The organism is Metasolibacillus sp. FSL H7-0170, from assembly GCF_038593115.1.
Lineage (GTDB): Bacteria > Bacillota > Bacilli > Bacillales_A > Planococcaceae > Metasolibacillus > Metasolibacillus fluoroglycofenilyticus.
The window spans coordinates 1512217-1537982 of sequence record NZ_CP151964.1 but is presented as its reverse complement, the minus strand read 5'-3'; the positions used below and the strand labels follow the sequence as shown (position 1 = coordinate 1537982).

Below are 25766 nucleotides of genomic sequence, written 5' to 3'. Positions count from 1 at the left end.
AACAAAATAATAATCAGCCAAAGAAGTAACGGCTAGCTGAAAAGCGGTGTAGCATGTGGGACATATCGCTTTTCAGCTAACCTTCTAATTTTTAGTTTCTCAGTAACGGCAGCTTAAAGGTGAATGTTGAGCCGTTGTGTTCGGAGCTTGTTACGCTTATTTCGCCATGATGCTGTGTAATAATTTGTTGGCAGATTGCAAGACCGATACCATGTGAGTTTTTAATATTGGAATTTGATGCCCTGTAATAGCTATCAAAGACGAATGGGGTGTCGCTTGCGGGTATGCCTATACCGCTATCTTTAATAGAACAAATAAGATGTTCGTTATTTGTATAAATGGACAATTCGATGCCGCCTTCTTTCGTATATTTCATGGCATTTGACATAATGTTTTCGAATACTTGCTGTATGCGCGCGGTATCTACTAGTAGTTGTGCATGCTGTGAGCCGTAAAAATTAGCGCTGTAATGCAAGTCGAGCTGTTCAATTTCGTGCTCATAGCGCAGCTCAAATTGTTGGAAAAGCTCTTGCGCACTTATTTTGCTAAATTGATATTCGGCTCTGCCTGATTCTAAATTTGCTAAGTCAAATAAATCCTGAATTAAAGTGTTTAAAGAAAGTAGTCGTTCTTTGCCGCGAGTTAAATATTTTATTTTTTCTGCCTCATCGGTAATAACATCATCCAAAATGAGTTCAATATAGCCTAAAGAAGAAGTGATAGGTGAGCGCAGTTCATGCGAAATACTATGCAATAATTTCTTGCGCTCAAGCTCATTTTTTGCGAGCTGTTCATTTACCTTTTTCAGATGCTGATTTGTTTCATCTACTTGCCTCGTTCTTGCCTGTACGCGCTGTTCAAGCTCCTCGTATATTTGAGCATTTTCAATCGAAATGGCGATTTGCGTAGAAAGCATTTTTAACAAGTCAAGATGTGTTGCATTAAAGGCATTCGTTGTTAATGTGTTTTCTAAATAGAGAATTGCGATAATTTCACTTTTATAGTGAATTGGTAAGCATAAAATAGATTTAGCTGTTGGCAATGAACGCAATAATGCGTTAGGTGCATTTGTGTTTTGAATAATATAAGGCTCTTCACTTTGAATAACATAGCGCACAATTGACTGCATATTTTCATGGAATTGCTCAATATGCTGCTGCTCATATGTGGCAAATAGTGTATGGTCTGCCTCAGCCTTTGCTAATACGATGAGCTCATCGGCACGTCTATGAATAAAATAGCCAACCGTTGCGCTTGCATGCTTGAGCAATGAGAACAAAATATTTTGCAATAGCCCCTCCATTTGGATATCTTTTGCAAATGATTGTGTTGTTTCTAGCACCGTCATCAATTCGAAATTGCTTCCTAAATGGTTGTGCTGTACTGTCATTGGTAGTGCGTGAACATCGTATAAAGCTTCCCAATGCTCTGCAACTGTTTCCGCCCCCCATTGACGGGCTGCATTGATTGCTTGAACACTGTAATATTGAGCCGTCGTATTATCTTGTCTTGCTCGATAATAATTTGCTGCACGCTCGCAAGCAATGGCGCTATCCTGTATGAAATGGCGCATTTTTGCAAGCTGGATAGCACGGTCATAATAGAGCACTGCCTTGTTATGCTCATTGTGAATACGACAGTTTTCTGCAAGCAGCAATACGTATAAGTGCTCGTAATGTTGAGGGGCGAATTTCATCCATTTTTTAAACTTTTGAATGCTTTCTTTAATTTCTATGCGATAACCTTTCTGCTCCTGCTGGCTACCTTTTTCTTGATGAAGCCAATCGAATTGCCATAATGCTCGATAAAAGTAATACAGTGTTGTAATTGGTAAATCGAGAATTTCCTTATGGATAGGATTTAATAATGATAATACCTTTGCCCCTTGTTGCTCATTATTTAATAAAAATGACATTTGTAGTCGAACGGAATAATGCATCATTTTAATAGCCGGTTGATCCTGTATTTGAAATGGGTAGGACCATTCGATAAAGTGATGGGGGTCGCGAAGTACATTCATCCATAAAGCCATTTCACCTAAAAAATCAATTGTTAAAGATGTTGCATGTAATGAAAATTCATCCTGCTGTCGCTTGATTTCCTGCTGTAACTCAGAAATTGATGTACCGCGAATAAGCTGTGCGACAACGATGAAGCAAGAAGCGGTTGTTGTAATTACATGTAGTCCTATTTCGTGACAATACTGTTGCGCTTTATTCATATAATAGATGCTTGTTTCATATGAATTTGTCCAATGGCTAATAAATAAGCCGTATACATAATAGACATGTCCCTTTATATAAATGCTATCTTGATTGTCTGCTACTTCAATAGCGAGCTGGCCAAAGCGAATAGATTCCTTAATATTGCCAAAGCCTGAGTTTAAGAGCATTGCGTAATTAGCGAAAATAATGCCGCCTTTTAAACCAAGTCCATATTTTAATTGCAGGCGAAAAGCGCGCATTAATGCAATGCCTGTTAAATTAGAATCAACACGTACAGTGCTTGCAGCCATATTAATTAATATTTGAGTAATGATTTCTATTTCTTTATTTTCATCATTTGCAGCTACTAACAGGTCTTTATCTGTTTTCGTGCGTAGGGTAAATTGTAGTTTAATTAGTTCATTTAATACTTGGAGCTTGTTGGGGCGCTCCGGCAATTCCATTTTTGCTTCAGCTAAGCCTTTTAAACCAGTAATAATACTCGTATGAGGGTCCTCTGATTCTATATGGAGCAACGTTTTTAAATTGTAAATGGCTAGCTTTTCAAGCAATGTTTTAGAATGGAGCAACGCCTCTGATAAATGTTTATTAGAAGAGTCAAGATGACCTAATAAACATTCACATTCCCCTAGATGAATATAAATATCCATTGTTTCCTTGCGCATAACTTGCCAGCAGTTTGAGGGAAGTAAATCTCTGCTAGTCATTAAAAAGTACAGCGCATTTTCTAAAAGTCCAATTTTTTTAGCGTTGACGCCAAGATAATAATTCCAAATGGCGAGCTGATATTTTTCTTTATCGCTCAATAAGGAGCGACAATAATTAAAATGCTTAACCGCCTCATGCAACTCATGGCTATCTTGGGAATTGTCAATAAATGTTGTGAAAAGCTGACCAATTGAATAATGAAGCTGCGATTTTTTCTCCTCAGATAGTTTTTTATAAGCAGCTTGTTGAAAGCGATTATGAACAAATTGAAAAGTCAAAGTATGTGTCAAAAGGACTTCCTCTAATTCAAGCTGGCTTGCCCATTTAAAATCGGTATTTAAAGGGATAATAAATCCGTTTGCTATAAGTGTATCCAACTGTGTTAACAGTGCTTGGTTGGTAAAGTTGACCAGTTGTCGTAATATATGATAATCAAATTTAGTCCCCAAGCAGGCTGCAATTTGTAGAACATGCAAAGTGTCTTTTGGCAAATTAACAAGCTTGTTTTCAAGAAACAGTAGTAACTCTGAGTTCAGTGCAGCTTGATTAAATTTCTGTATATCAAAATGCCATTGCTTAGATTCGAAATCTAAATAAATTGTGTTGTCTTGTTGTAGAGAACGAAAAGCTTCTTTAATAAATAATGGATTACCATTTGTTAAATTATATAGATGCTTAACGATTTCGGCTGTAGTCGTCTGATGCATATGGATTGATTCATTAAGCCAAAGCATAACATCATCTTTTTCCAGTTCTTTTAGCTCGATATGTTTGTAAAAGGGAAGCGCATCTTTTAGCTGTTGTTCCTCAGGTTCATTTTTTTCATGACTACGCAATGTTGTAATCATCATTAAAAAGCCTTCACGGTGTTGTTCATAAATATCGATTAATGCTTTTAATGTATTTTTATCTGCCCAGTGTAAATCGTCAATTAATAAAACAATAGGTCTTTTCTGTAGGGCAAAGCTTTGTAAAATCTTTTTAATATTGTTGAATAAATGAGCCTGTAATTGTTTGCTATCCTCGTAATAGATATCTTGAATACTGCCCTTCTCGTAAAACCAGCGAAGCTCTGGAAAAAGCACTGCAAGGTCTGTCGTTACATGCAATTGCTGCTTTTCAAAATGCTGACGCCAAATTTTAACGGATATCTCACCCTCCATATATACTTGCTTTAATAAGTCGCGCAATGGGTGGATAACGTAAGTAAAATCATTATCTAATTGCAATTGATTATATTTTGTTTCAATAAAATAGCCTTTCACTGTAGCTACCTTGTCTTTTAATCCATAAACAAGTTGAGATTTCCCTACACCTGCTTCACCAGAAATAAGCGCGAATTTTTTATCCCCCTCTATTACTTGCTGAAATAAGTTGGCAAGGGCTGCCGCGTGCTGCTTACGACCGTAAAGCTTATTCGTTAGCGTAGGTGATAATGTAATGTCTTCAGCACCTAAAACGAAATTGTCTAATGTTTCACCTGTCGAAAGTGCTTTTTGGACAGTAAGTAAATCTTCCCTTAAACCAACTGCACTTTGATAGCGAGCGCTCGGATTTTTTTCGAGTAGCTTTTCAATAATTCGCCAAATAACGAAAGTGTTTTTATGCTGTGTAGTGAATAATGGTGCAGGCTTTTTCGTTAAAATATTGTAAATAATATCGTGTGCATTCTCACCGATAAAAGGTGGAGCACCACTTAATAGTTGGTAAAAGATAGCACCGAGTGCGTATAAATCTGCTCGATAATCAATAGTGATATTTAATCTACCTGTTTGTTCAGGTGCATAATAATGAAGCTGTTGCAAATGCGGCTGTGTGTTGTCCATTACAATTGTAGCGCGGAAATTATATTTTGTACTTGTTTCACTGCTCAGCAACTTAAGCTTCAAGGAATCAGGCTGAATTAAAAGATGATATGGACTAAGCGCTAAAAATAGAATTTGATTTTGATGCAGACTTATGCAAATATTACTAAGCTCAATTGCAATTTGTAAAAACTGAGATACAGTCATATTTTTGAAATTAATTAAAGGAATACCGTCGAAATCTTCATAAATAAGTCCGTAGCGTTGATCGATATAATCAACGGCAATTGGTTTCAAGAGCCATGGGTTTGTATCATTAGAAAATAGCGAGAATTCATAATTTAGACGAGCGCGATATTCAGCGGCATTTTGATGAATGCTTTTCACGAGCATTCTATTATGAAATTTATCTATATACATTCGCTGTAAGTGCCAACCTTGATTAGTTTGTAAAATAATATGATTTTTCAATGTCCAACACCTCAATTCATATGCTTTTTATTTATTATAAAAGATGGAGGTTAAAATTAGGTTAAACTAAAAAAATACATGCAACCAAAGTGCAAATATACTTTGAGTGCATGTATTTCGATTAATTTCTTTCAACCCTATAAGTGGTAAATAAACGCATTAGGCCTATTACAGCAAGTATTCAAGCATTTGCTGATAAAAAAGAAACTATAAGAACATCCTCTCCTGCAAGAACGACTACTGTGTTGGTCAGACTTGCGGCAGGTGTCACAAACTTTTTCGAGCAAGCACGAAAAAAGCTAGACTAAAGTTAGCAGAGATGTGATTGATAAATTATTCTCTAATAAATGGCGTAGCATCTGGTATTTCTGCGAATGGATTTTGCTCGTTAATGCGGTCAAAAAACATGATGCCATTTAGGTGGTCTAGCTCATGCTGGAATGCGATAGCAGGTAAACCTTTTAAGCGCATTTTTTGCTCCTTCCCATCAACAGTCATAAATTTTACGGTGATGCGCGCATAGCGTGGTACATAGCCCGGTACAACTCGGTCAACGGAAAGGCAACCTTCACCTGATTCAATATATGTTTGCTCAACCGAATGGCTGACGATTTTTGGATTAATAGCGACAAAGCTTAATTGTTCTCCTTTGTCGTCTTCTAAATGTAGCGCAAACATGCGCTTTAAGCTGTTGACTTGGTTTGCTGCTAGTCCGATACCAGGGCGTAAATTATATTTTTCAACCATTTCCTCGTCCTGACTATTTATTAAATATTGTAGCATTTCCTCAGCTAATTTGCGGTCTTCTTTTGTTAGAGGAAATGTTACTTCCTCAGTGCGGGTACGTAATACCGGATGACCTTCACGAATAATATGTTCCATTAAAATCATAAAAAAGCTCCCTTTCTATTTTACTCTCTTTATTAAGTATACAGTATGTCTGTTCAATGTGAAATGTTTGCTTCTCGTATTACTTTGTGAAAAAAAGTGCAATATAAAGTGAACCTTCGGGCTGCTTGAAAAAGAAAGTATGCTGACTTTACTTTTAAAGAGTAACAATAACTTTTTTAGCGGATGTCACAGATTTTGAAAGGGAGTTTTCAAGGAAGCTTGAAAAATATTTTGTCGATTAAGGGGAATTTATTGCTAAAAAGCTTTATTGCTAATTGATACGGGGGGAAATGCTTGTTATTGTTGAATTTCACCTTTGTTATAATACAGAATGAACGCTAATGTATAACAGAGAGAGCGTTTTCATTTCGAGAGCAAAATATGAAAAAATGTGTCTAATAAAGAAAAACTAATAATTGACCGATGAAGTTTTATTATTTATACTCAAGGAGAAGAAGTTGTTGTACTAATGATTATTAATTATTTTTTAATACAGTTGAAAGGGAGTTGTACTACAAATGGGTGAAAATATGTTGAAAAAATTTGATCCAGCAGCAACATTACATGAAATTGAAGACAAATTTCAGATGTTCCAAATTTTAAATGAAGAAGGGCAAATTGTTAACGAGGAAGCGAATCCCGATTTATCGAATGAAGAGCTTGTGGAATTAATGACACGTATGGTTTACACGCGTATTTTAGATCAGCGCTCAATTTCTTTAAACCGTCAAGGGCGCTTAGGCTTCTATGCTCCTACAGCAGGTCAAGAAGCATCACAGCTTGCTTCTCATTTTGCACTTGAAAAAGAAGACTGGATTTTACCAGGCTACCGTGATGTACCTCAAATTGTATGGCATGGTCTACCATTATGGAAAGCATTTTTATTTAGCCGTGGGCATTTTATCGGAAACCAAGTGCCAGAGGGTGTAAATATTTTAGCGCCACAAATTATTATCGGTGCACAATATATTCAAACGGCTGGTGTAGCACTTGGCTTACAAAAGCGCGGTAAGAAATCAGTAGCTATTACGTATACAGGTGACGGTGGTTCATCACAAGGTGACTTCTATGAAGGTATCAACTTTGCAGGTGCGTTCAAATCACCAGCGATTTTCATTGTACAAAATAACCAATACGCAATTTCAACACCACGTGAATTGCAAACAGCAGCAAAAACAATTGCTCAAAAAGGGATTGCAGCAGGTATCCCAAGCGTGTTAGTAGATGGTATGGACCCATTAGCAGTATATGTAGCGACGCGTGATGCGCGTGATCGTGCTGTAAGAGGCGAAGGCCCAACATTAATTGAGACAATGTGTTATCGTTATGGTCCACATACAATGGCAGGGGATGACCCAACGCGTTACCGTACAGCAGATACGGATAATGAGTGGGCAGCAAAAGACCCAATCGTACGTTTCCGTAAATACTTAGAGGCTAAGGGCTTATGGTCTGAGGCGAAGGAAGAAGAAGTAATCGAGCGTGCGAAAGAAGAAATTAAAGAGGCGATTAAACAAGCTGACCAAGCACCAAAACAAAAAGTAACTGAACTAATTGAAAATATGCATGCAGGTGAAATGCCATATAACTTACAAGAGCAGTATGCTATTTACAAAGAGAAGGAGTCGAAATAAGCTATGGCACAAATGACGATGATTCAAGCAATTACGGATGCACTACGTTGCGAATTACGCGACGATGAAAATGTTTTAATTTTCGGAGAAGACGTTGGTGTAAACGGAGGAGTATTCCGTGCAACGGAAGGCTTACAAAAAGAATTCGGTGTGGACAGAGTATTTGATACACCACTTGCAGAATCAGGAATCGGGGGCTTGGCAATTGGGCTAGCTCTTGAAGGTTTCCGTCCAGTACCAGAAATCCAATTTTTCGGCTTCGTATATGAAGTAATGGACTCAATTAGCGGACAATTAGCGCGTTTACGCTACCGCTCAGGTGGTACTTACAGTGCACCAGTAACAATCCGTTCACCATTTGGTGGTGGTGTGCATACACCGGAAATGCACTCTGATAGCTTAGAAGGATTAATGGCACAACAACCAGGCTTAAAGGTTGTTATTCCATCAACACCTTATGACGCAAAAGGATTATTAATTTCATCCATTCGTGATAATGACCCAGTCATTTTCTTAGAGCATTTAAAGCTATACCGTTCATTCCGTGAAGAAGTGCCGGAAGAATCTTACACAATTCCACTTGGTAAAGCGGATGTAAAACGCGAAGGAAAAGACTTATCCATTTTCGCATATGGCTTAATGGTACATGAAAGCTTGAAAGCAGCCGAAGAATTAGAAAAAGAAGGCTATTCTGTTGAAGTTGTTGACTTACGTACAATTCAACCTTTAGATATCGAAACAATTATCGCTTCTGTTGAAAAAACAGGCCGTGCAATCGTTGTACAGGAAGCACAAAAACAAGCGGGTATTGCAGCAAATGTTGTAGCAGAAATTACAGACCGCGCAATTTTAAGCTTAGAGGCACCAGTTTTACGCGTAGCAGCACCAGATACAATTTATCCATTCCCACAAGCGGAAGGTGTATGGTTACCGACGTATAAAGATGTAATGGAAACGGCGAAAAAAGTTTTAACATTCTAATGAAGTGAGGGTGACAAATATGGCATTTAATTTCCGTTTACCAGACATTGGGGAAGGAATCCATGAAGGTGAGATCGTTAAGTGGTTCGTAAAAGCTGGCGATCAAGTAAAAGAAGACGATATTTTATGTGAAGTTCAAAACGATAAAGCAGTCGTTGAAATTCCGTCTCCAGTAGAGGGCACAGTAGAGGAAGTACTAGTAGCAGAAGGCACAGTAGCGGTAGTGGGTGATATATTAATTCGTTTAGATGCACCAGGCTACGAGGATATGAAATTAAAAGGTGATGAGCACGCTGAAGCTAAAACTGAGGCACAAGTGCAAGCGACAGCAGAGGCTGGTCAAGATGTTGAGAAGGCACCTGTTGAAGAAACAGCAAAAGTAGAGGATAATAAACGTATTATCGCGATGCCATCTGTACGCAAATACGCACGTGATAACAATGTTGATATTCGCGCTGTAGTTGGTTCAGGAAAAAATGGCCGCGTGTTAAAAGAGGATGTCGACAAATTCTTAGCAGGTGGACAAGAGGTTGCTGAACAAGCACCAGTTGTTGAAGATGTGGCGGTAGAGACTACAGTAGAAGCACCAAAAGCTACACCAACTGTAGTTTTAGAAGGTGATTTCCCAGAAACACGTGAGAAATTATCAGGTATTCGCAAAGCGATTGCAAAAGCGATGGTACATTCGAAGCAAACAGCGCCGCATGTTACATTAATGGATGAAGTAGATGTAACAGCGCTTGTAGCACATCGTAAAAAATTCAAAGATATTGCAGCGGAAAAAGGTGTGAAGTTAACGTACTTACCTTATGTAGTAAAAGCGTTAATTGCTACATTACGTGAATTCCCAGAATTCAACCGTTCGCTTGACGATGCAACGCAAGAAGTTATCCAAAAATATTATTACAACATCGGTATTGCTGCAGATACAGAAAGAGGCCTGCTTGTACCAGTAATTAAACATGCAGACCGCAAATCGCTATTTGCAATTTCAAATTCTATTAATGAGCTAGCAGAGAAGGCACGTGAGGGTAAATTAACACCACAAGAAATGAAAGGTGCTTCGATGTCTATTACGAATATCGGCTCGGCTGGTGGACAATGGTTTACGCCAGTAATTAATCATCCAGAGGTTGCAATTCTAGGAATCGGGCGTATCGCAGAGAAACCTGTAATAAAAAATGGTGAAATTGTAGCTGCACCTGTGTTAGCATTATCATTGAGCTTTGACCATCGCATGATTGATGGGGCAACTGGGCAAAATGCATTAAATTACTTAAAGCGTTTGCTAAGTGAGCCAGACTTATTATTAATGGAGGCGTAAAAAATGGTAGTAGGAGATTTCCCAATCGAACTAGACACTCTAGTAGTAGGAGCAGGCCCTGGTGGATATGTGGCAGCGATTCGCGCAGCGCAAACAGGTCAAAAAGTTACAATCGTAGAAAAAGCTAACTTAGGTGGCGTATGCTTAAACGTTGGATGTATCCCATCAAAGGCATTAATTTCTGTAGGTCACCGTTATGAGCAAGCTAAGCATTCAGATGATATGGGTATCGTAGCGTCAGAAGTAAAGCTTGATTGGGCAAAAGCTCAAGCTTTTAAAGATGGCGTTGTAAAAAAATTAGTTGGCGGTGTTGAAGGTTTACTTAAAGGTAATAAAGTAGACATCGTAAAAGGCGAAGCATATTTTGTTGATGCGAATACTGTTCGTGTCATTAACGAAGACTCTGCTCAAACTTATACATTTAAAAACGCTATTTTAGCAACAGGTTCTCGTCCAATCGAGATTCCAACATTCAAATTTACGAAGCGCGTAATTAACTCTACAGGTGCACTTTCTTTACCAGAAGTGCCAGGCAAGTTAGTTGTAATCGGCGGCGGTTACATCGGTACAGAGTTAGGTTCTTCTTATGCAAACCTTGGCTCACAAGTAACGATTATCGAAGGCGGTAAAGATATTTTAGCTGGCTTTGAAAAGCAAATGACGCAAATCGTTAAAAAAGGTCTAAAGAAAAAAGGCGTTGAAGTAGTAGTTGGTGCATCAGCTAAAGGTGTTGAGGAAAGTGACACTGGCGTTGTTGTAACATATGAAGTAGGCGGAGAAGAAAAAACGGTTGAAGCTGATTATGTTTTAGTAACAGTAGGCCGTCGTCCAAATACGGATGAAATGGGTCTTGAAGAAATCGGTATTAAATTCGGTGAGCGAGGCTTAATCGAAGTTGATAAGCAATGCCGTACTTCATTGCCAAACATTTATGCAATTGGTGATATCGTTCCAGGCTTACAACTTGCACATAAAGCATCTTACGAAGGTAAAGTTGCTGCTGAAGCAATTGCTGGTGAGCACTCTGTAGTTGACTATTTAGCTATTCCAGCTGTATGTTTCACAGACCCAGAGCTTGCAACGGTTGGTTATTCAGAAGAGCAAGCTAAAGCAGAAGGTTTAGAAGTAAAAGCTGCTAAATTCCCATTCGCTGCTAACGGTCGCGCTTTAGCATTAAACGCAACAGACGGCTTTGTGAAGCTTGTTGCGCGTAAAGAAGACGGCTTATTAGTAGGTGCTCAAATCGTAGGTGCTGGCGCCTCTGATATGATTGCTGAAATGGGTCTTGCTATCGAAGCTGGCATGACAGCAGAAGATATCGCATTAACAATCCATGCTCACCCAACATTAGGTGAAATTACAATGGAAGCTGCTGAAGTATTACTTGGCAACCCAATCCATATCGTAACAAAATAATACTAGTAGCGCCCGAAAAGCAGTGCAATTGCTTGTCGGGCGCTTTAGTATGTCTTTTTTGAAGATAAATTGATAAATTAAGGCAAGCCGTGAATAAAACTCGGCAATGCACCATTAAAAGCCGAATCGCCAATAGAATCAAAGAAAGCGCCAATAGACAGTGAAAAACCGCCAATAGAACCACCAACCCGACCAATAAACCCGGGCAAAACCATCAAAAAAGCGGTTGGTTCTTCCTTCACCTAGGCAAAACACTGCTAACCCTTTTGTTTTTATATTATATAAAAGTCGGCTATGCGCGGCTCCTTGGTCGGACTCGCGTACTAATGAGATAGCAAAATAGTGCAAAAATAACAATGCTGACGCCTGTGAAATACATTGTTTGATAACTTGAATGTAGGGCGAGGATACCTAGCACATAGGAGCCCACTGCAATTCCTAAGTCAAAAAATGTGAAGAAGGTTGCTGTTGCATAGCTGCTGCGATTGACATTTGTGGATTGAACAGCGACGGTTTGCATGCTTGGTACAACAGCTCCGTAGCCAATTCCGATAAATGCTCCTGCAATTAAAAACATTAAATTTGTTTCCACAAGTGCTAATAAGGCAATGCCTATCGCGAAAAATATGAGCCCCGGGATAATAACGTATTTTGCCCCCTTTTCATCGAAAATCTTTCCTGTCCAAGGACGAGGGGCTAACATACCGATGGCTACAACGAAATAAAAGACACTAACAAAAGATAAGATGTTTTTCTCCTGTGCATAAAGGGTTAAATAAGATAAAATCCCTGCATAAGAAAAGGCTACCAAGCATGATAGCAAGGCTGTAGGCAATGCAGCTTTTTCGAATAAATCGTTTAACGAGAAGGAAAAAGACGCTTCTCTTACTTCTGAGATTTTTTCACCTTTTGTAACTAGGGAAGCTAATGTACCACATAGCATTAATCCACTTAATAATAGAAATAATAAATCAAATGAAAAGTTTTGAATAATTGGTAATGCGACAAGTGGACCGATGACAACAGCTATATTTGTGGACATATTAAAATAACCTATACCAGCACCTCTACGCGATTTTGGAATAATATCTACTATAATGGAAATGGCGGCAGTTGTAATAATACTAAACCAAATCCCTTGGAAAAAACGTAAAGCTAATAATAATGTAAATGATTGAATGACATAATAAAGAATTGTACAAATAACATAAAAAGCAAGTCCAATCCAAAGCATTTTCTGTTTACCAAAGTAATTTAAAATTTTCCCTGTAAACGGTCGCACGATAATAGCTGATAGTAGAAATATACTTAGCAATAATCCCGCTTCATCGTCTGTGCGTTGGAGAACACCGATAGCATAGAGAGGCAATGCTGCTACAAGTGCGTAAAACACAATGAAAATAGAGATATTCGTAAAAAATAATGCGATAAAACCTTTTGTCCAAATAGGTTCTTTCATAATTGACCTCACAACCTTTAAATTGAATTTTGTTCCGATTGGAAATTCACTTTATTTAACAATTGCATTAACTGCTCACATTCTTCAGGCGTAAAGGCTTGTAAATACTCTTGCTCAAAGCGCTGTATTGTTGTTGCGATTTCTGGATAGCGCTCTAAGCCCTCGTCAGACAGTTTCACTATTTTCTCACGCTTATCCTCACTCGGTACGACTGTCAACCAACCTAATTCACATAGGCGATTCACTGTACGCGTAATTGTTGGTGCTTCAACGTTTAAATATTTCCATATCTCAGTTAATGACATTTCTCCATGCTTTTCCACGCAAAAAATGATGGTCCATTGGGAAGAAAATAAATGATAGCTTTTTAATACAGCATTCAATTCCTTATTTAAAAGACGAGTCTTTTGAAAAAATAAATGAAATAGTGGATGAAACAATTTATACACCTTCTTTTTTATTAATTTTGTGTGATAAGTAAATAGATAAAGTGTTTACCTAGATAAATATATCATAAAATACTTACCTAAGTAAATATTCTGCAATATAATTGACATCATAATAGAACCAAACAGATGAAATGTTTACGGAATTTTCATATAATTATAGATGGAGATGATTAAATAGGGGGAATTGGGAATGGAATTAGGTTTACAAGGAAAAGTAGCTATCATTACAGGGGCAAGCAAAGGAATTGGCTATTATACAGCGCTACAGCTTGCGCAGGAAGGGGCATCGGTTGTGCTTTGTGCGCGTGGAGAAAAGCAGTTAGAGGTTGCTGCTGCTGCAATTAAAGAAAAAACAGGAGCAGATGTATTAATCGTACCTGCTGATATGACGAAGGAAAAGCACTGTCAAGAGGTAGTGGAAAAAACAGTCGAGCATTTTGGACGACTTGATATATTAGTCAATAATGCAGGGACTTCTTCTGCCAATCCTTTTGAGCAGGTAGGGAGCGAGCTTTGGCAAAGTGATTTAGATTTAAAACTATTTGGTGCAGTGCATTGTTCAAAAGCAGCATTACCGCATTTCAAAGCAGTCGGCGGTGGCTCAATTATTAATGTGACAGCCGTATTAGCAAAAACGCCACCCGCATCGTCTTTACCAACAACTGTTAGCCGTGCAGCGGGGCTTGCTTTAACAAAAGCAATGAGCAAGGATTTAGGTAAATATAATGTTCGTGTAAATGCGGTATGTATTGGACTTATTCGCAGTGACCAAATTGAAAAACGCTGGAAAAATGATGCACCAAACTTATCATGGGAGGAATACTCACAAAAAGTGGGAGAAGGAATTCCTTTAGGGCGCATCGGAAATACAGAGGAGGCCGCCAATGTTATTACATTTTTAGCCTCGAATGCATCTTCTTATGTAACAGGTACTTCAATAAATATTGATGGTGGTTCAGGTGGGGCATTATAGCGCCACCTTTTCTTTTCACCCTAGTTATACGCTTAGTCGATAAAAATTATCAGTGGGGGTGAAGCAATCCCACTGTCTAGACAGAGTATTTCGAAAGGCGTACAATATGGGGGAAGAAAAGAGGTTCTAGCTATGCAAATTATTCGAACAATTGCCCAAATCGGCATATTAACAATCTATTATTACTTAGGTGTCCTAATAGTTAATGTGACAAATATTTTTATTCCTGCAAGTATTATCGGATTAATTTTATTATGGCTATCATTATATTTTAAGCTAATAAAAGTACAGTTCATTCAAGACGGCGCAACATTTTTCTTAGCGTTTTTAACATTGTTTTTTATTCCATCAACAGTTGGAGTAGTCAATCACCCAGAGCTACTAACGAAGGCAGGCTTTTATTTAATTTTAGCGGTTATTATTAGCACGCTCATTACGATAGCAGTGACAGGTAAGTGGAGTGGCTGGGTTGAGAAAAAGGAAGCGGCAGGTGAGCAAAATGCTAGGGAGCATGCAAGCACTACTCGCCATCGTTAGTACGATTGGCTTATTTTTAGTATATCAAAGACTTTATATGAAATGGAGCAAGCCTTATTTGCTTCCTATATTAACAACAGCTATTACGCTCATCATATTGCTCATCGTATTTAAAATTCCATATGCTACATATATGCAAGGAGGACAATGGATTCATAAGATGCTTGGACCTGCTGTTGTAGCGCTAGCTTATCCGCTATACAACCAGCGCAAGCTTGTTTTCCAATATAAATACTCCATCATTTCGAGCTTAATTGTTGCCATGTTCTCAGGATTAATCAGTGTCTTTTTACTGTTGAAAGGTTTTAAAGCATCACAGGCATTTATACTGACAGCATTGCCGAAATCCTTGACGACACCTATTGCGATGCAGGTGAGTGAAACAATTGATGGCATTGTGCCATTATCTGCATTACTTGTTATGATTGCAGGATTTACAGGTGCACTTTTAGGACCGGTTGTTTATAAGCTAGTTAAAATTGATACGGCAATTAGCCGCGGTGTTTCATTAGGCAGTGCTTCACATGGTGTGGGCGTATCAAAGTTGACCGAGTACGGTGAAAAGGATGTATCGATTGGTTCGCTAGCAATGGGCTTGAGTGCTGTACTTGGCGCATTTATTTGTCCATTATTTGCAATGGTGTTTTTATAATATTTCCGAGGAAATAAAGGGGGATTTTTTGTGAAGTGGGAGACACGTGTAACGAGGCTTTTAAATATTGATTATCCAATTATTCAAGGAGGGCTTGCCTATTTAGCTTATGCTGATTTAGCGGCGGCCGTATCGAATGCGGGTGGACTCGGACAAATTACTGCTATGAGTTTAGCAACAGCCGATGATTTACGCCGGGAAATTGAAAAGGTACGCACATTGACAGATAAGCCATTCGGTGTTAATTATGCAATTGGTCAGCATGGTAAAGGCTATGAAGAAATGGTTAAGGTCGCAGCAGAAATGGAAGTGCCTGTTGTAACAATTACAGGGGGCAACCCCGCGCCAATTTTTGACTTGCTACAAGGTGCACCCTGTAAAAAGCTTGTTCTTGTGGCGGCACGCCGCCAAGCACAAAAGGCAGAGGAACTTGGTGCCGATGCAGTAATGGTCGTGGGACAAGAAGGTGGTGGTCATTTAGGTCGTGACGATGTAGGTACAATGGTGCTAGTACCGCAAGTAGTGGACCATGTTTCCATTCCAGTTATCGCTTCGGGAGGCATTGGTGATGGGCGTGGTTGGATGGCTGCACATGCATTAGGCGCAGATGGAATCGAAATGGGTACACGCTTTATTGCTACGAAGGAATGTACCTATGCATCAGAAGCGTATAAAGAGGCACTTATTCGTAGTGCAGAATATGATACAACAGTGATTAAACGCTCCATCGGTGCACCGGCACGCGCATTACGCAATGAATTTACAGAGCATATTTTACAAGTGGAGCGTGAAACACCAACGTATGAAGCGTTAAAGGAGCTCATTAGCGGAAGGGCTAATCGACGTTTCATTTATGACGGAAAGGATACAGAAGGCTTCGGTTGGGCTGGTCAAGTTGCAGGCTTAATTCAGGATGTGCCAACAGTTGCTGAGTTAATCGAGCGAATGGTTGCAGAGGCAGCCTCTATTCGTGTAAAATGGGGCGAATAATGAAAAGGTAGGTTAGTGAAATGGAATATTCTTATCCACTATCAACAGACTGGTCAACGCAAGAAATGGTTGATGTTGTGCATTTTTTCGAAGTCGTCGAGGCAGCTTATGAAAAAGGCATTAAGCGTGAGGAAATTATAGCAAAATATCACCGCTTCAAGGAAATTGTTCCTTCACAAGCAGAGGAAAAAACCATTTTCCGCGATTTTGAAAGGGCAAGTGGCTATGTCAGCTATAAAGTTGTCAAGGAGGCGAAAGAATCAGCGGATGGTGTGATGATTCGCATTAAATAAGCACATACTAATAACGATTTCACTTTTGAACAGAGGAGGCGGAAGGAATGAGTAAGAAGGATGAACTAGACCCGAAATCTCAAAAAATCCACCAGAACTGGACGAGAAACAAGCAGCAAAAATCTCAAGTAAATGGTGAAACAGAGGTAACACTCCACAACCAAATGCTGAGAACCGCTGCCAAATCCAAACAGCTCTAGCTTCTAACTAAAGTGAATGGCAGCCTTCATAAGCGAGAAATCGTTTATGAAGGCTTTTGATTTTAAGGGGGAATATATAATGATTCAGTTTAAAGAAATAGATAGAAAAAACTTTTGGGATATTATTGATTTAAAGGTAGCAGAGGAGCAAAAAGATTTTGTTGCATCGAATCTATTTTCACTTGCACAGGCAAAAGCCTATCCAGAATGTATTTGTTTAGCAATTTATGCAGATGAAGTGCTTGTAGGCTTTGTCATGTATTGTTTAGATGAGGACGACCATGAATATTGGATTTATCGTTTAATGATTGATGAGAAATTCCAAGGGAAAGGCTATGGCAAAGAGGCAATGAAGAAGTTGATTGCACACATTCAGGAAGATACAAGGCACAATGTTATTTATTTAAGCTTTGAGCCAGAGAATAATTTAGCGAAAGGTTTATATGAAAAATTAGGCTTTAAACCAGATGGCCGTGTAATCGATGGGGAGATTGTTTATTGCTTGAATTATTAGGGAAAGAGTATTGAAATTCATTTAGGTTAAAAGACCTAATTCGCTCATAAGAGATGTGAAATCGCTCATAAGAGGTGGAAATTCGCTCATAAAAAGAAGAAATCGCTCATAAAACGACCAAAATCGCTCATAAAGAAAAGCAACGTGGCGCTACAAGTTTTTTGCTGGTAGGCTGCGCTGCTTTTTGTCGAATTTTTTTATTTGCTCGACATTAACGATATAGCCACAATGACTGAAGTGATTATCTAGTTTTTTCGATATGTGGTAGCTTGTTAAAGATTGAAAATTCATTTACATAAAATATTGGTAGTTCAACTAGATGCATAGCACGTTGTTAAAATTATCTCTATAAAATTCGAAAATCAGCAATACTTGATAAGTCATTTGCAATTACTTTGATTGGTTTTTGGCAGTCGTTTTTAATCCATTCAATCATGTAGCCCATTGTTCCATAGGCAGTGAAGGTAGTGAATGCCTCGTGTTTTAAATGAATAGCAAGCGCTTCATACAAATAATGAAATAAGCGATTTTTAAAATGCTCCTCATTTACGAGCTTTTTATAAAATAGGCGATTGTTAAAAATATGCTCGCAAATTTTTGTCGTTGTTTGGAGGGGGCTTGTATTGCGATTTGTATTTCCATAATAATGGGAAGCTAGTTCCTTCAATTTTTCTTCTGTTATAGTGTATAAAACTTCGTATTTATCTTGAAAATGCAAATAAAAGGTCGAACGATTAATGCCTGCTTGTGTTGCAATTTGCTTCACTGATATTTTTTCAGGGGAATATAGCTTTAATAGTTCCTTGTAAGAAGTAAGAATATATTGTCTAATTGTTGGTTGTTCGATAATCTGTCGCTCATTCATATGTTCAGCTCCTTATATAGACACTTTACTATACAATGTCGTTTGAAGGGGAAGAAAAAGCTAGTTAAAATGAAAGTAATTTAACTATTGGGGGTAAACAAATGACAAAAGTATATGTAATTACCGGCGGTACAGGTGGTATGGGAAAAGCGATAGCAATGCGCTTAGCAAAAGGGAATTCATTTTTATTAGCAGATATGAATGAAGAGCGTTTGGCACAAACCGCAGAACAATTAAAAGCGATAGGTGCAACGACTGTTGAGTATATGGTTGCAGATGTTTCGAAGCGAGAATCAGTGAAAGCGCTTGCGGACAAAACGGCTTCAATGGGAGAGCTAGCTGGTCTTGTTCATACGGCAGGAGTTTCCCCAACGATGGCTGATTGGCAAAAGATTATGGAAATTAATGCATTAGGAACAGCTTATATTTTAGATGAGTTTATTAAAATTGCAGGACCAAGTACTTCAGCGGTAATGATTTCGTCAATGAGTGCACATATGGTTCCGGCAACACCAGAAACGCGTGTGGTATTAAAAAATCCATTAGCGGAAAACTTTATGCCGACAATGGAGCAAATGACACAAGGCACTACACAAGCCTCTTATCCATTGTCCAAGCTATCTGTTATTGAAATGGTAAAGGATTTAGCGTGGGCTTGGGGAGAAAAGGGAGCGCGTTTAAATTCTATTTCGCCAGGCACAATTGATACGGCGATGGGGCGTCAAGAAAAACAGCAAAGTGAACAAATGGCTGTCTTATTAGCGCATACGCCATTGCGTCGTGAAGGAGATGCAGATGAAATTGCAAAAGCAGTAGAATTCCTTTTAAGTGATGCAGCCTCGTATATTACAGGCACTGACCTTTTAGTTGATGGTGGAACAATCGCTAATATGGAGCGTATGCGTCAAGCAATGCAATAAATCGCTAATACAGCATGAAATGTGCTTTTTCCTTTTTCATTTAAGAGAGTAGCGAAGGATAAAAAGGAAATGCACGATATATGTTATTAAGAGAATAAACAAAAGGGGAAGTTGTATGATGCAACTTCTCTTTTTTGTGGACAGATAATTCTTAAAGAAAGTTTGCTAATCAATTTGTTTTTTGGGTAAAGAGAGAATAGCGTAATTAATTAAAATTCATGAGAAATGAATAATTGGTTATTATTAATATATCAAGAGAAACAGTTTTATTTAGAAAATGGTTTATTTTGTATTTTAAAAATTTATAGTAGGAGGAGTGGTTGACGATGGCGGATGAAATAACAAAAAAACGTAATTTGAAGTCTCTTTGGATTGTGTTAGCATTTGTTTCTTTATTTGTGATTGTGCTTTTACCAGAAACAGAGGCACTACCCGTTGCGGGACAACGTGCATTAGCTATTTTAGCGTTTGCCGTTATATTATGGGTGACTGAGGCAGTGCCCTACCCCGTGAGTTCGGCGATGATTTTAGCGTTAATTGCTGTTTTATTAGGATTGGCACCGAGCATGGAGGACGCCACTGTATCGATGGGGACTAACAATGCCTTGAAGCTAGCATTAGTTGGCTTCAGTAGCTCCTCTGTTGCGTTAGTGGGGGCAGCCTTATTTTTAGCTACAGCTATGCAGATTACGAATTTACACAAACGTATTGCTTTATGGGTTTTGTCGATGGTTGGGACAAAAACAAAGGCGCTTGTATTTGGGGCAATTTTAGTATCGATTGTTCTAGCTTTTGTTGTACCGAGTGCGACAGCGCGCGCTGGGGCTGTTGTACCAATCTTATTAGGGGTTGTTGCCGCATTCGGATTAGCGAAGGAAAGTAAGCTAGCCGCATTGCTAATTATTACAGCGACACAAGCGGTTTCGATATGGAATATCGGAATTAAAACAGCAGCTGCACAAAACCTTGTTGCTTTAGGCTTTATCAATTCAGAATTCGATGTCAATATTTCATGGGGAGAATGGTTCCTATATGCTGCTCCATTTTCTATTATTATGTCCTTTGTTTTATTTTTTGTCATGATTAAATTAATTAAGCCTGAAACAGATAATATTACAGGTGGTAGAGATGTGATTAGAGAGCAATTGGAGGAGCTTGGAACCTTAAAACGCAAGGAAATTACCTTAATTATTGTTTCTCTTTTATTGTTATTTTTCTGGGCTACAGAAGGAAAGTTCCACCCGTTTGATACAACGACGATTACCATTTTAGCGATTGCTTTCTTACTTCTTCCAAAAATAGGCGTGTTTACATGGAAGGAAGCTTCCGCTCGTATTGATTGGGGTACACTTATTGTATTTGCTGTAGGGATTTCGCTAGGTACAACGTTGTTAAATACGAAAGGGGCAGCATGGCTGTCTGATACTATTTTTGGCACGCTTGGCTTACAATCAATGCCGATTATCGCGACAATCGCATTAGTTACTGTATTTAATATCGTTATCCACTTAGGTTTTGCATCTGCGACAAGTTTAGCATCGGCTTTAATCCCAGTATTTATTGCCCTTGCTTTGAGCTTGCCGATGCCTGTTGAAAATCAAATTGGTTTTGTACTTATTCAGCAGTTCGTTATTTGCTTTGGCTTTTTGCTACCTGTCAGTGCGCCACAAAATATGCTTGCTTATGGCACAGGTACATTTACAACTAAGGATTTCTTAAAGTCAGGTATTCCGTTGACGCTCGTAGGTTTCATTTTAATTTTATTATTCAGTGCTACTTATTGGAAATGGCTAGGACTATTACCTTAATGGCGTAGTATTTTCTATGCCGAGTAACTTTTTAGTAAATATTTATGATGAAAGATATACCTACTCAAAAAAATTGTTGTGCTTTTTGGATAGCCCTATCATAACAGCAACAAATTTTTTCTATCAGAAGTGTATGGGTGATTTTAATTTTTCACTTTAAGTTAAGGTAACATCTGATAAATTTAGTGTTTATTTCTTTTTCAAATTGTTATATCTTTTATGAAACGAGGCTGGGACAAAAAGAAAAAATGTTAGACCGCAATCTAATTAGTCTAACATTTTTTTGATTTAAGACGGAATATTTAACTCCATAAAGCGGAAAAATTGTTATCTATTTTCGTCATTTTTCGAAATAATAAAGTTATGTCCCAGCCTCGCTCTCATTTTATCACTACTTTGTGCATATTAAATAATAGCGCTATTTTCCAATAATCGTATTGTAAATTGGTAATAATGCACCGAAGGTTTCTTCAGCAAATGTTAAAAATTCATCAGCCGTCATTGCAGTAGCTTGCTCAATCGTTAAATGGCGCCCTACTAAAAACTCACCCTTTTTCACATCGCGCAAGCGCTGTAGTAGTTTCTGTAGCTTTTCTTTGTCCAAGCTTTCAACATTTGGTGACATATGATCACCTGAAATGACGAAATCATTTTTCAGCTTCTCGAATTGTTTTATATTTGCAAGCAAGCGTTCCGCCATTTCTGCCTTTTGAGGTGCTTCGTAAATAACAGCAACAACGATGAAAAGATGCGTCCCCCACAAGCCGATTTGGAAATGTGGCAATGCTTTATAACCGCGTTTATAAGGGGCAAATGCAACCCAAGAATCCTTTGGAGGATTGATTGTGCGGCGCGCATGCTTTGCAACATGCGGGAAAAATTCATCGCCAGTTTTAGCGCTAAAATATGTAGCGAAATGCTCGCCTAAGAGGTGAAATTTTGGTCGAATAATTGTTGTTAATGCTTGCATTCTTTCGTCTAGGCCTTCAATTGAAAATACTTGAAAATCTTCATTAGTCCATTGCACTTTTTCCATTTTATTTGAACTCCTTTTAAAATTGAGGTTTATTTTATTTATTTTTTGGGAAAATAGTAATAACACTAAAAATCAAACTAGGAGGAGCGTGACAAGTATGAAACAGATGATTAAGATTATACGCAAGGTTGATGTTGAAAAGCAATATGAATACATTTTAAGATTAGAGCTTGATTACGAGCTAGCTTCCTTGTTTGAGGCAATGCAAGTTAAAAATGAAAAAGAAATGGATAAATCGAAAAAGCGCCTAAAAGAAATTCAAGAAGAGCTGGAAAGTTTACATGCCTATGAATAAGCATAAATCGAATCTAAAATAAAAAATCACTTGCTAAAAATATTAGATAGCAAGTGATTTTTGTTATACTTAATATATAGTGGGATAGTTGGAAATGGGAAGGGTGGTACATAGTGATGGATTTACAGCAATTAGATTTATTTGCGAAAACGATTATTAAACAGGCAGGGCAGCGAATTCGCAATGCATTTTCCTATGATTTAAAAATTGAAACAAAATCAAATGCAAATGATTTAGTGACAAATATTGACCGAGAAACAGAATTATTTTTCATTGAAAAAATTAAGGCATTTGATGCTTCACATAAAATTTTAGGCGAAGAAGGTATGGGGGAAAAGGTAGAATCATTAGATGGGGTTGTATGGATTATTGACCCAATCGATGGCACAATGAACTTCGTCAAGCAGCATCGCCATTTTATGATTACGATTGGGATATTCGTTGACGGTGTTGGAAAATTGGGCTACATATTTGATGTGATGCGCGAGGATTTATTTTGTGCTACTGTAGGACAAGGTGCTTGGTATAATGATACGCCGTTACGCAAGCTAAAGCCTGTGAAATTAGAGGAATCTGTTATTGGAATCAATACAATATGGGTGACGCCTAATAAAAAGGTTAATCATGAAAAGTTAATTGAACTTGTGCGAATGGTACGCGGGACAAGGTCATACGGTGCGGCGGCAATGGAAATCGCCTTTGTTGTTAGTGGCAAGTTGGATGCCTATTTGTCTATGCGTCTTTCCCCTTGGGATGTTGCAGGCGGCATTATTATCGCGCAGGAGGTTGGCGCATTGGCAAGCAATTTAAAGGGACAGCCATTTAATTTATTAACTACAGATACCTTTATGATTGCTAACCCATCTATTCATGGAGAGATTTTAGCGCAGTATGTGGAGTTGAAGTGAAAAGAGGAATTTCCCTCGCAAGCTTGAAAAAATTTGGACTAGAGTTAGACGAGGCGTCATTGATAAATAGTATCGCCTATATAATGAAAAATAGCGCGAGAAATCAATTTTTTCTCGCGCTGTTTTTTATAATAACCCTTGCTCTTTAAATTTACGCTTTGTTTTGAAAGCCATGATAAAGATGGCGCACACAGCGATGACACAGGCGATAACGCCGATAATGCCTGCTTTATCATATTCAGTGCCTGTTACGCCGATTAGCGATACAGAAAAGCCGATGCCAACCATTGACAAAATGGCAGCTAATGCATAAATGAACATGACAAATTTTGCTTTATTCACGATTTTTACCTCCAAACTATCCTCTATATGAAACCAGTTCAATCAATTGACAAAGACAATTAACTATTCTTATGCTATAATATCACAGTTAAACATTCGAAAAAAGAATATGGAGTGGAATAATGACAAACTTACGTCAAGATTTACGTAATATCGCGATTATCGCACACGTTGACCATGGAAAAACAACTTTAGTAGACCAATTATTAAAACAATCGGGGACATTCCGTTCAAATGAGCAAGTGGAAGAGCGCGCAATGGACTCAGGTGATATTGAACGCGAGCGCGGAATTACAATCCTTGCTAAAAATACAGCAGTAAATTATGAAGGCAAACGCATTAACATTTTAGATACACCGGGGCATGCTGACTTTGGTGGTGAGGTTGAGCGTATTTTAAAAATGGTAGATGGCGTTATTTTAGTAGTGGATGCTTATGAAGGCTGTATGCCTCAAACACGCTTTGTATTGAAAAAAGCATTGGAACAAAATTTAACACCAATCGTTGTTGTCAACAAAGTGGATAAAGATTCAGCTCGTCCGACAGAAGTAGTGGACGAGGTGCTTGAATTATTAATCGAGCTCGATGCAAACGACGACCAGCTGGACTTCCCAGTTGTTTATGCATCGGGTGTAAATGGTACAGCAAGCCTAGATCCAAATCCTGCAAAGCAAGAGGAAAATATGAAATGCTTGTTTGAGCAAATTATTGATCACATTCCAGCACCGATTGATAACTCAGATGAGCCATTACAATTCCAAGTAGCTCTTTTAGATTATAATGATTTCGTAGGTCGTATCGGTATCGGACGTGTTGCGCGCGGAACAATTTCCGTTGGTCAGCAAGTATCATTGATGAAGCTTGATGGCACAGTGAAAAACTTCCGTGTAACAAAAATTTTCGGTTTCTTTGGCTTAAAGCGAGAAGAAATCCAAACAGCTAAAGCAGGCGATTTAATTGCTGTATCTGGTATGGAAGCAATTAATGTAGGGGAAACTGTATGCCCTGTGGAGCACCCAGAGGCATTGCCACCATTACGCATTGATGAACCAACATTGCAAATGACGTTTTTAGTAAACAACTCACCTTTTGCAGGGCGTGAAGGAAAATGGGTAACTTCTTCAAAAATTGAGGAGCGTTTACATGCACAATTGCAAACGGATGTATCGCTACGCGTAGAAGATACCGATTCACCAGATGCATGGGTTGTATCTGGACGTGGAGAGCTACATTTATCAATTTTAATCGAAAATATGCGACGTGAAGGTTTTGAATTGCAAGTATCAAAGCCACAAGTAATTATTCGCGAAATTGATGGTGTAAAATGTGAGCCAATCGAGCGTGTACAAATCGATGTACCTGAAGATTGCGTAGGCTCTGTGATTGAATCACTAGGTACACGTAAAGGTGAAATGCTAGATATGGTGAACAATGGCAATGGACAAGTGCGCCTTATATTCAATGTGCCAGCACGTGGATTAATTGGTTATTCGACAGAGTTTATGTCGATTACAAAAGGCTACGGTATTATTAACCATACATTTGATTCATACAAGCCAGTTGTACAAGGTAAAGTAGGTGGACGACACCAAGGCGTGCTTGTTTCAATGGAAAACGGTAAATCGACAACTTATGGTATGATGCAGGTAGAGGATCGTGGTACATTATTCGTGGAACCTGGTACAGAAGTGTATGAAGGTATGATTGTTGGCGAAAATACGCGTGAAAACGATATTACTGTAAATATTACAAAAATGAAGCAAAAAACGAATATTCGCTCTGCTAACAAAGACCAAACGAATGTTATTAAAAAGCCTCGCATCATGACTTTAGAGGAAGCACTAGAATATTTAAGCGATGATGAGTATTTAGAAGTAACGCCAGAGTCAATTCGTTTACGTAAGCAAATTTTAGATAAAAACGAACGTGAACGCATTGCGAAAAAGAAAAAATACGCGGAAATGGAGTAATAATTTCGCGTGAATATGTGAAAGGATGAGTAATGTTGTTGAATTTAGCACCATACTTGATTCAAGCATCTACATCTGTTGCAACGATTAATGACAAGAA

At 38.3% G+C, this 25766-nt stretch carries 24 protein-coding genes; 16 read left to right on the top strand and 8 right to left on the bottom strand.

Annotation, left to right across the window (positions count from 1 at the left end; translation table 11 throughout):
- Positions 1-91: 91 nt before the first annotated feature.
- Together MHH70_RS07330 and def are read right to left on the bottom strand one after the other, a co-directional pair.
- Positions 92-5209 carry an ATP-binding protein gene (locus MHH70_RS07330; protein WP_342472929.1) on the bottom strand — a complete coding sequence of 1706 codons (5118 nt, stop codon included), beginning with the start codon at positions 5207-5209 and terminating at the stop codon, positions 92-94.
- A 333-nt stretch (positions 5210-5542) separates the two neighbouring features.
- The gene (gene def / locus MHH70_RS07325) at positions 5543-6100 is read right to left on the bottom strand and encodes a peptide deformylase (protein WP_342472928.1); all 558 of its coding nucleotides are present in this window, start codon (positions 6098-6100) and stop codon (positions 5543-5545) included.
- 518 nt (positions 6101-6618) lie between these two features.
- Here def and pdhA point away from each other — a divergent pair.
- Genes pdhA through lpdA form a run of 4 tightly spaced genes read left to right on the top strand, consistent with a single transcriptional unit; the run spans position 6619 to position 11455 of the window.
- A complete protein-coding gene (gene pdhA, locus MHH70_RS07320; RefSeq protein ID WP_066169588.1) occupies positions 6619-7734 on the top strand; it encodes a pyruvate dehydrogenase (acetyl-transferring) E1 component subunit alpha in 1116 nt (371 codons plus the stop codon).
- Between the two features lie 3 nt (positions 7735-7737).
- Positions 7738-8715, top strand: coding sequence for an alpha-ketoacid dehydrogenase subunit beta (locus tag MHH70_RS07315; protein WP_066169589.1), 978 nt, complete (start codon positions 7738-7740; stop codon positions 8713-8715).
- A 19-nt stretch (positions 8716-8734) separates the two neighbouring features.
- Positions 8735-10039: a dihydrolipoamide acetyltransferase family protein gene (locus tag MHH70_RS07310; protein ID WP_342472927.1), complete on the top strand. Its 1305-nt coding sequence runs from the start codon at positions 8735-8737 to the stop codon at positions 10037-10039.
- A gap of 3 nt (positions 10040-10042) precedes the next feature.
- Positions 10043-11455, top strand: a complete 1413-nt coding sequence (lpdA, locus tag MHH70_RS07305) for a dihydrolipoyl dehydrogenase (RefSeq protein ID WP_066169592.1) — start codon at positions 10043-10045, stop codon at positions 11453-11455.
- A 77-nt stretch (positions 11456-11532) separates the two neighbouring features.
- Here lpdA and MHH70_RS07300 read toward each other — a convergent pair whose 3' ends face one another.
- The 3 genes from MHH70_RS07300 to MHH70_RS07290 are packed head-to-tail and all read right to left on the bottom strand — an operon-like array spanning position 11533 to position 13354.
- Positions 11533-11697, bottom strand: a complete 165-nt coding sequence (locus MHH70_RS07300; RefSeq protein ID WP_161485107.1) for a hypothetical protein — start codon at positions 11695-11697, stop codon at positions 11533-11535.
- 50 nt (positions 11698-11747) lie between these two features.
- Positions 11748-12914, bottom strand: coding sequence for an MFS transporter (locus MHH70_RS07295; RefSeq protein ID WP_342472926.1), 1167 nt, complete (start codon positions 12912-12914; stop codon positions 11748-11750).
- A gap of 17 nt (positions 12915-12931) precedes the next feature.
- Positions 12932-13354: a MarR family transcriptional regulator gene (locus MHH70_RS07290; protein WP_066169595.1), complete on the bottom strand. Its 423-nt coding sequence runs from the start codon at positions 13352-13354 to the stop codon at positions 12932-12934.
- Between the two features lie 199 nt (positions 13355-13553).
- Between MHH70_RS07290 and MHH70_RS07285 the strand changes: the two genes are divergently transcribed.
- The 7 genes from MHH70_RS07285 (at position 13554) to MHH70_RS07255 (ending at position 17522) form a co-directional block, all read left to right on the top strand.
- A complete protein-coding gene (locus MHH70_RS07285) occupies positions 13554-14336 on the top strand; it encodes an SDR family oxidoreductase (protein WP_342472925.1) in 783 nt (260 codons plus the stop codon).
- 132 nt (positions 14337-14468) lie between these two features.
- Positions 14469-14873, top strand: coding sequence for a CidA/LrgA family protein (locus MHH70_RS07280; RefSeq protein ID WP_107942209.1), 405 nt, complete (start codon positions 14469-14471; stop codon positions 14871-14873).
- Complete coding sequence (locus MHH70_RS07275; protein ID WP_066170296.1) at positions 14836-15525, top strand: LrgB family protein; 690 nt, start codon at positions 14836-14838, stop codon at positions 15523-15525. Before MHH70_RS07280 ends, MHH70_RS07275 begins: the two co-directional genes overlap by 38 nt.
- A gap of 30 nt (positions 15526-15555) precedes the next feature.
- The gene (locus tag MHH70_RS07270) at positions 15556-16515 is read left to right on the top strand and encodes a nitronate monooxygenase family protein (protein ID WP_066169601.1); all 960 of its coding nucleotides are present in this window, start codon (positions 15556-15558) and stop codon (positions 16513-16515) included.
- A 20-nt stretch (positions 16516-16535) separates the two neighbouring features.
- A complete protein-coding gene (locus tag MHH70_RS07265) occupies positions 16536-16808 on the top strand; it encodes a UPF0223 family protein (protein ID WP_066169604.1) in 273 nt (90 codons plus the stop codon).
- 47 nt (positions 16809-16855) lie between these two features.
- Positions 16856-17008, top strand: coding sequence for a YpzG family protein (locus MHH70_RS07260; RefSeq protein WP_066169608.1), 153 nt, complete (start codon positions 16856-16858; stop codon positions 17006-17008).
- Between the two features lie 79 nt (positions 17009-17087).
- Positions 17088-17522, top strand: a complete 435-nt coding sequence (locus tag MHH70_RS07255; RefSeq protein ID WP_342472924.1) for a GNAT family N-acetyltransferase — start codon at positions 17088-17090, stop codon at positions 17520-17522.
- 346 nt (positions 17523-17868) lie between these two features.
- Here MHH70_RS07255 and MHH70_RS07250 read toward each other — a convergent pair whose 3' ends face one another.
- The gene (locus MHH70_RS07250) at positions 17869-18387 is read right to left on the bottom strand and encodes a TetR/AcrR family transcriptional regulator C-terminal domain-containing protein (protein WP_107942212.1); all 519 of its coding nucleotides are present in this window, start codon (positions 18385-18387) and stop codon (positions 17869-17871) included.
- A 101-nt stretch (positions 18388-18488) separates the two neighbouring features.
- Here MHH70_RS07250 and MHH70_RS07245 point away from each other — a divergent pair, with 101 nt between their 5' ends.
- On the top strand, positions 18489-19307 hold the full coding sequence (locus tag MHH70_RS07245; protein WP_342472923.1) for an SDR family oxidoreductase: 819 nt from the start codon (positions 18489-18491) through the stop codon (positions 19305-19307).
- Positions 19308-19633: 326 nt separating this feature from the next.
- On the top strand, positions 19634-21115 hold the full coding sequence (locus tag MHH70_RS07240; RefSeq protein WP_342472922.1) for a DASS family sodium-coupled anion symporter: 1482 nt from the start codon (positions 19634-19636) through the stop codon (positions 21113-21115).
- Positions 21116-21533: 418 nt separating this feature from the next.
- Here the strand turns inward: MHH70_RS07240 and MHH70_RS07235 are convergent, their stop codons facing one another.
- The gene (locus tag MHH70_RS07235) at positions 21534-22151 is read right to left on the bottom strand and encodes a DUF1054 domain-containing protein (RefSeq protein WP_066169621.1); all 618 of its coding nucleotides are present in this window, start codon (positions 22149-22151) and stop codon (positions 21534-21536) included.
- 97 nt (positions 22152-22248) lie between these two features.
- On the opposite strand from MHH70_RS07235, the gene MHH70_RS07230 reads away from it, so the two are divergent.
- Together MHH70_RS07230 and MHH70_RS07225 are read left to right on the top strand one after the other, a co-directional pair.
- Positions 22249-22446 carry a hypothetical protein gene (locus MHH70_RS07230; protein WP_066169624.1) on the top strand — a complete coding sequence of 66 codons (198 nt, stop codon included), beginning with the start codon at positions 22249-22251 and terminating at the stop codon, positions 22444-22446.
- Between the two features lie 116 nt (positions 22447-22562).
- Positions 22563-23354 (top strand): inositol monophosphatase family protein, encoded by a 792-nt coding sequence (locus tag MHH70_RS07225; RefSeq protein ID WP_342472919.1) that lies wholly within the window; start codon positions 22563-22565, stop codon positions 23352-23354.
- 126 nt (positions 23355-23480) lie between these two features.
- Here MHH70_RS07225 and MHH70_RS07220 read toward each other — a convergent pair whose 3' ends face one another.
- Positions 23481-23696, bottom strand: a complete 216-nt coding sequence (locus MHH70_RS07220; RefSeq protein WP_066169629.1) for a DUF5325 family protein — start codon at positions 23694-23696, stop codon at positions 23481-23483.
- 122 nt (positions 23697-23818) lie between these two features.
- Here MHH70_RS07220 and typA point away from each other — a divergent pair, with 122 nt between their 5' ends.
- On the top strand, positions 23819-25666 hold the full coding sequence (gene typA, locus MHH70_RS07215; RefSeq protein ID WP_342472917.1) for a translational GTPase TypA: 1848 nt from the start codon (positions 23819-23821) through the stop codon (positions 25664-25666).
- The last annotated feature ends 100 nt before the right edge of the window (positions 25667-25766 follow it).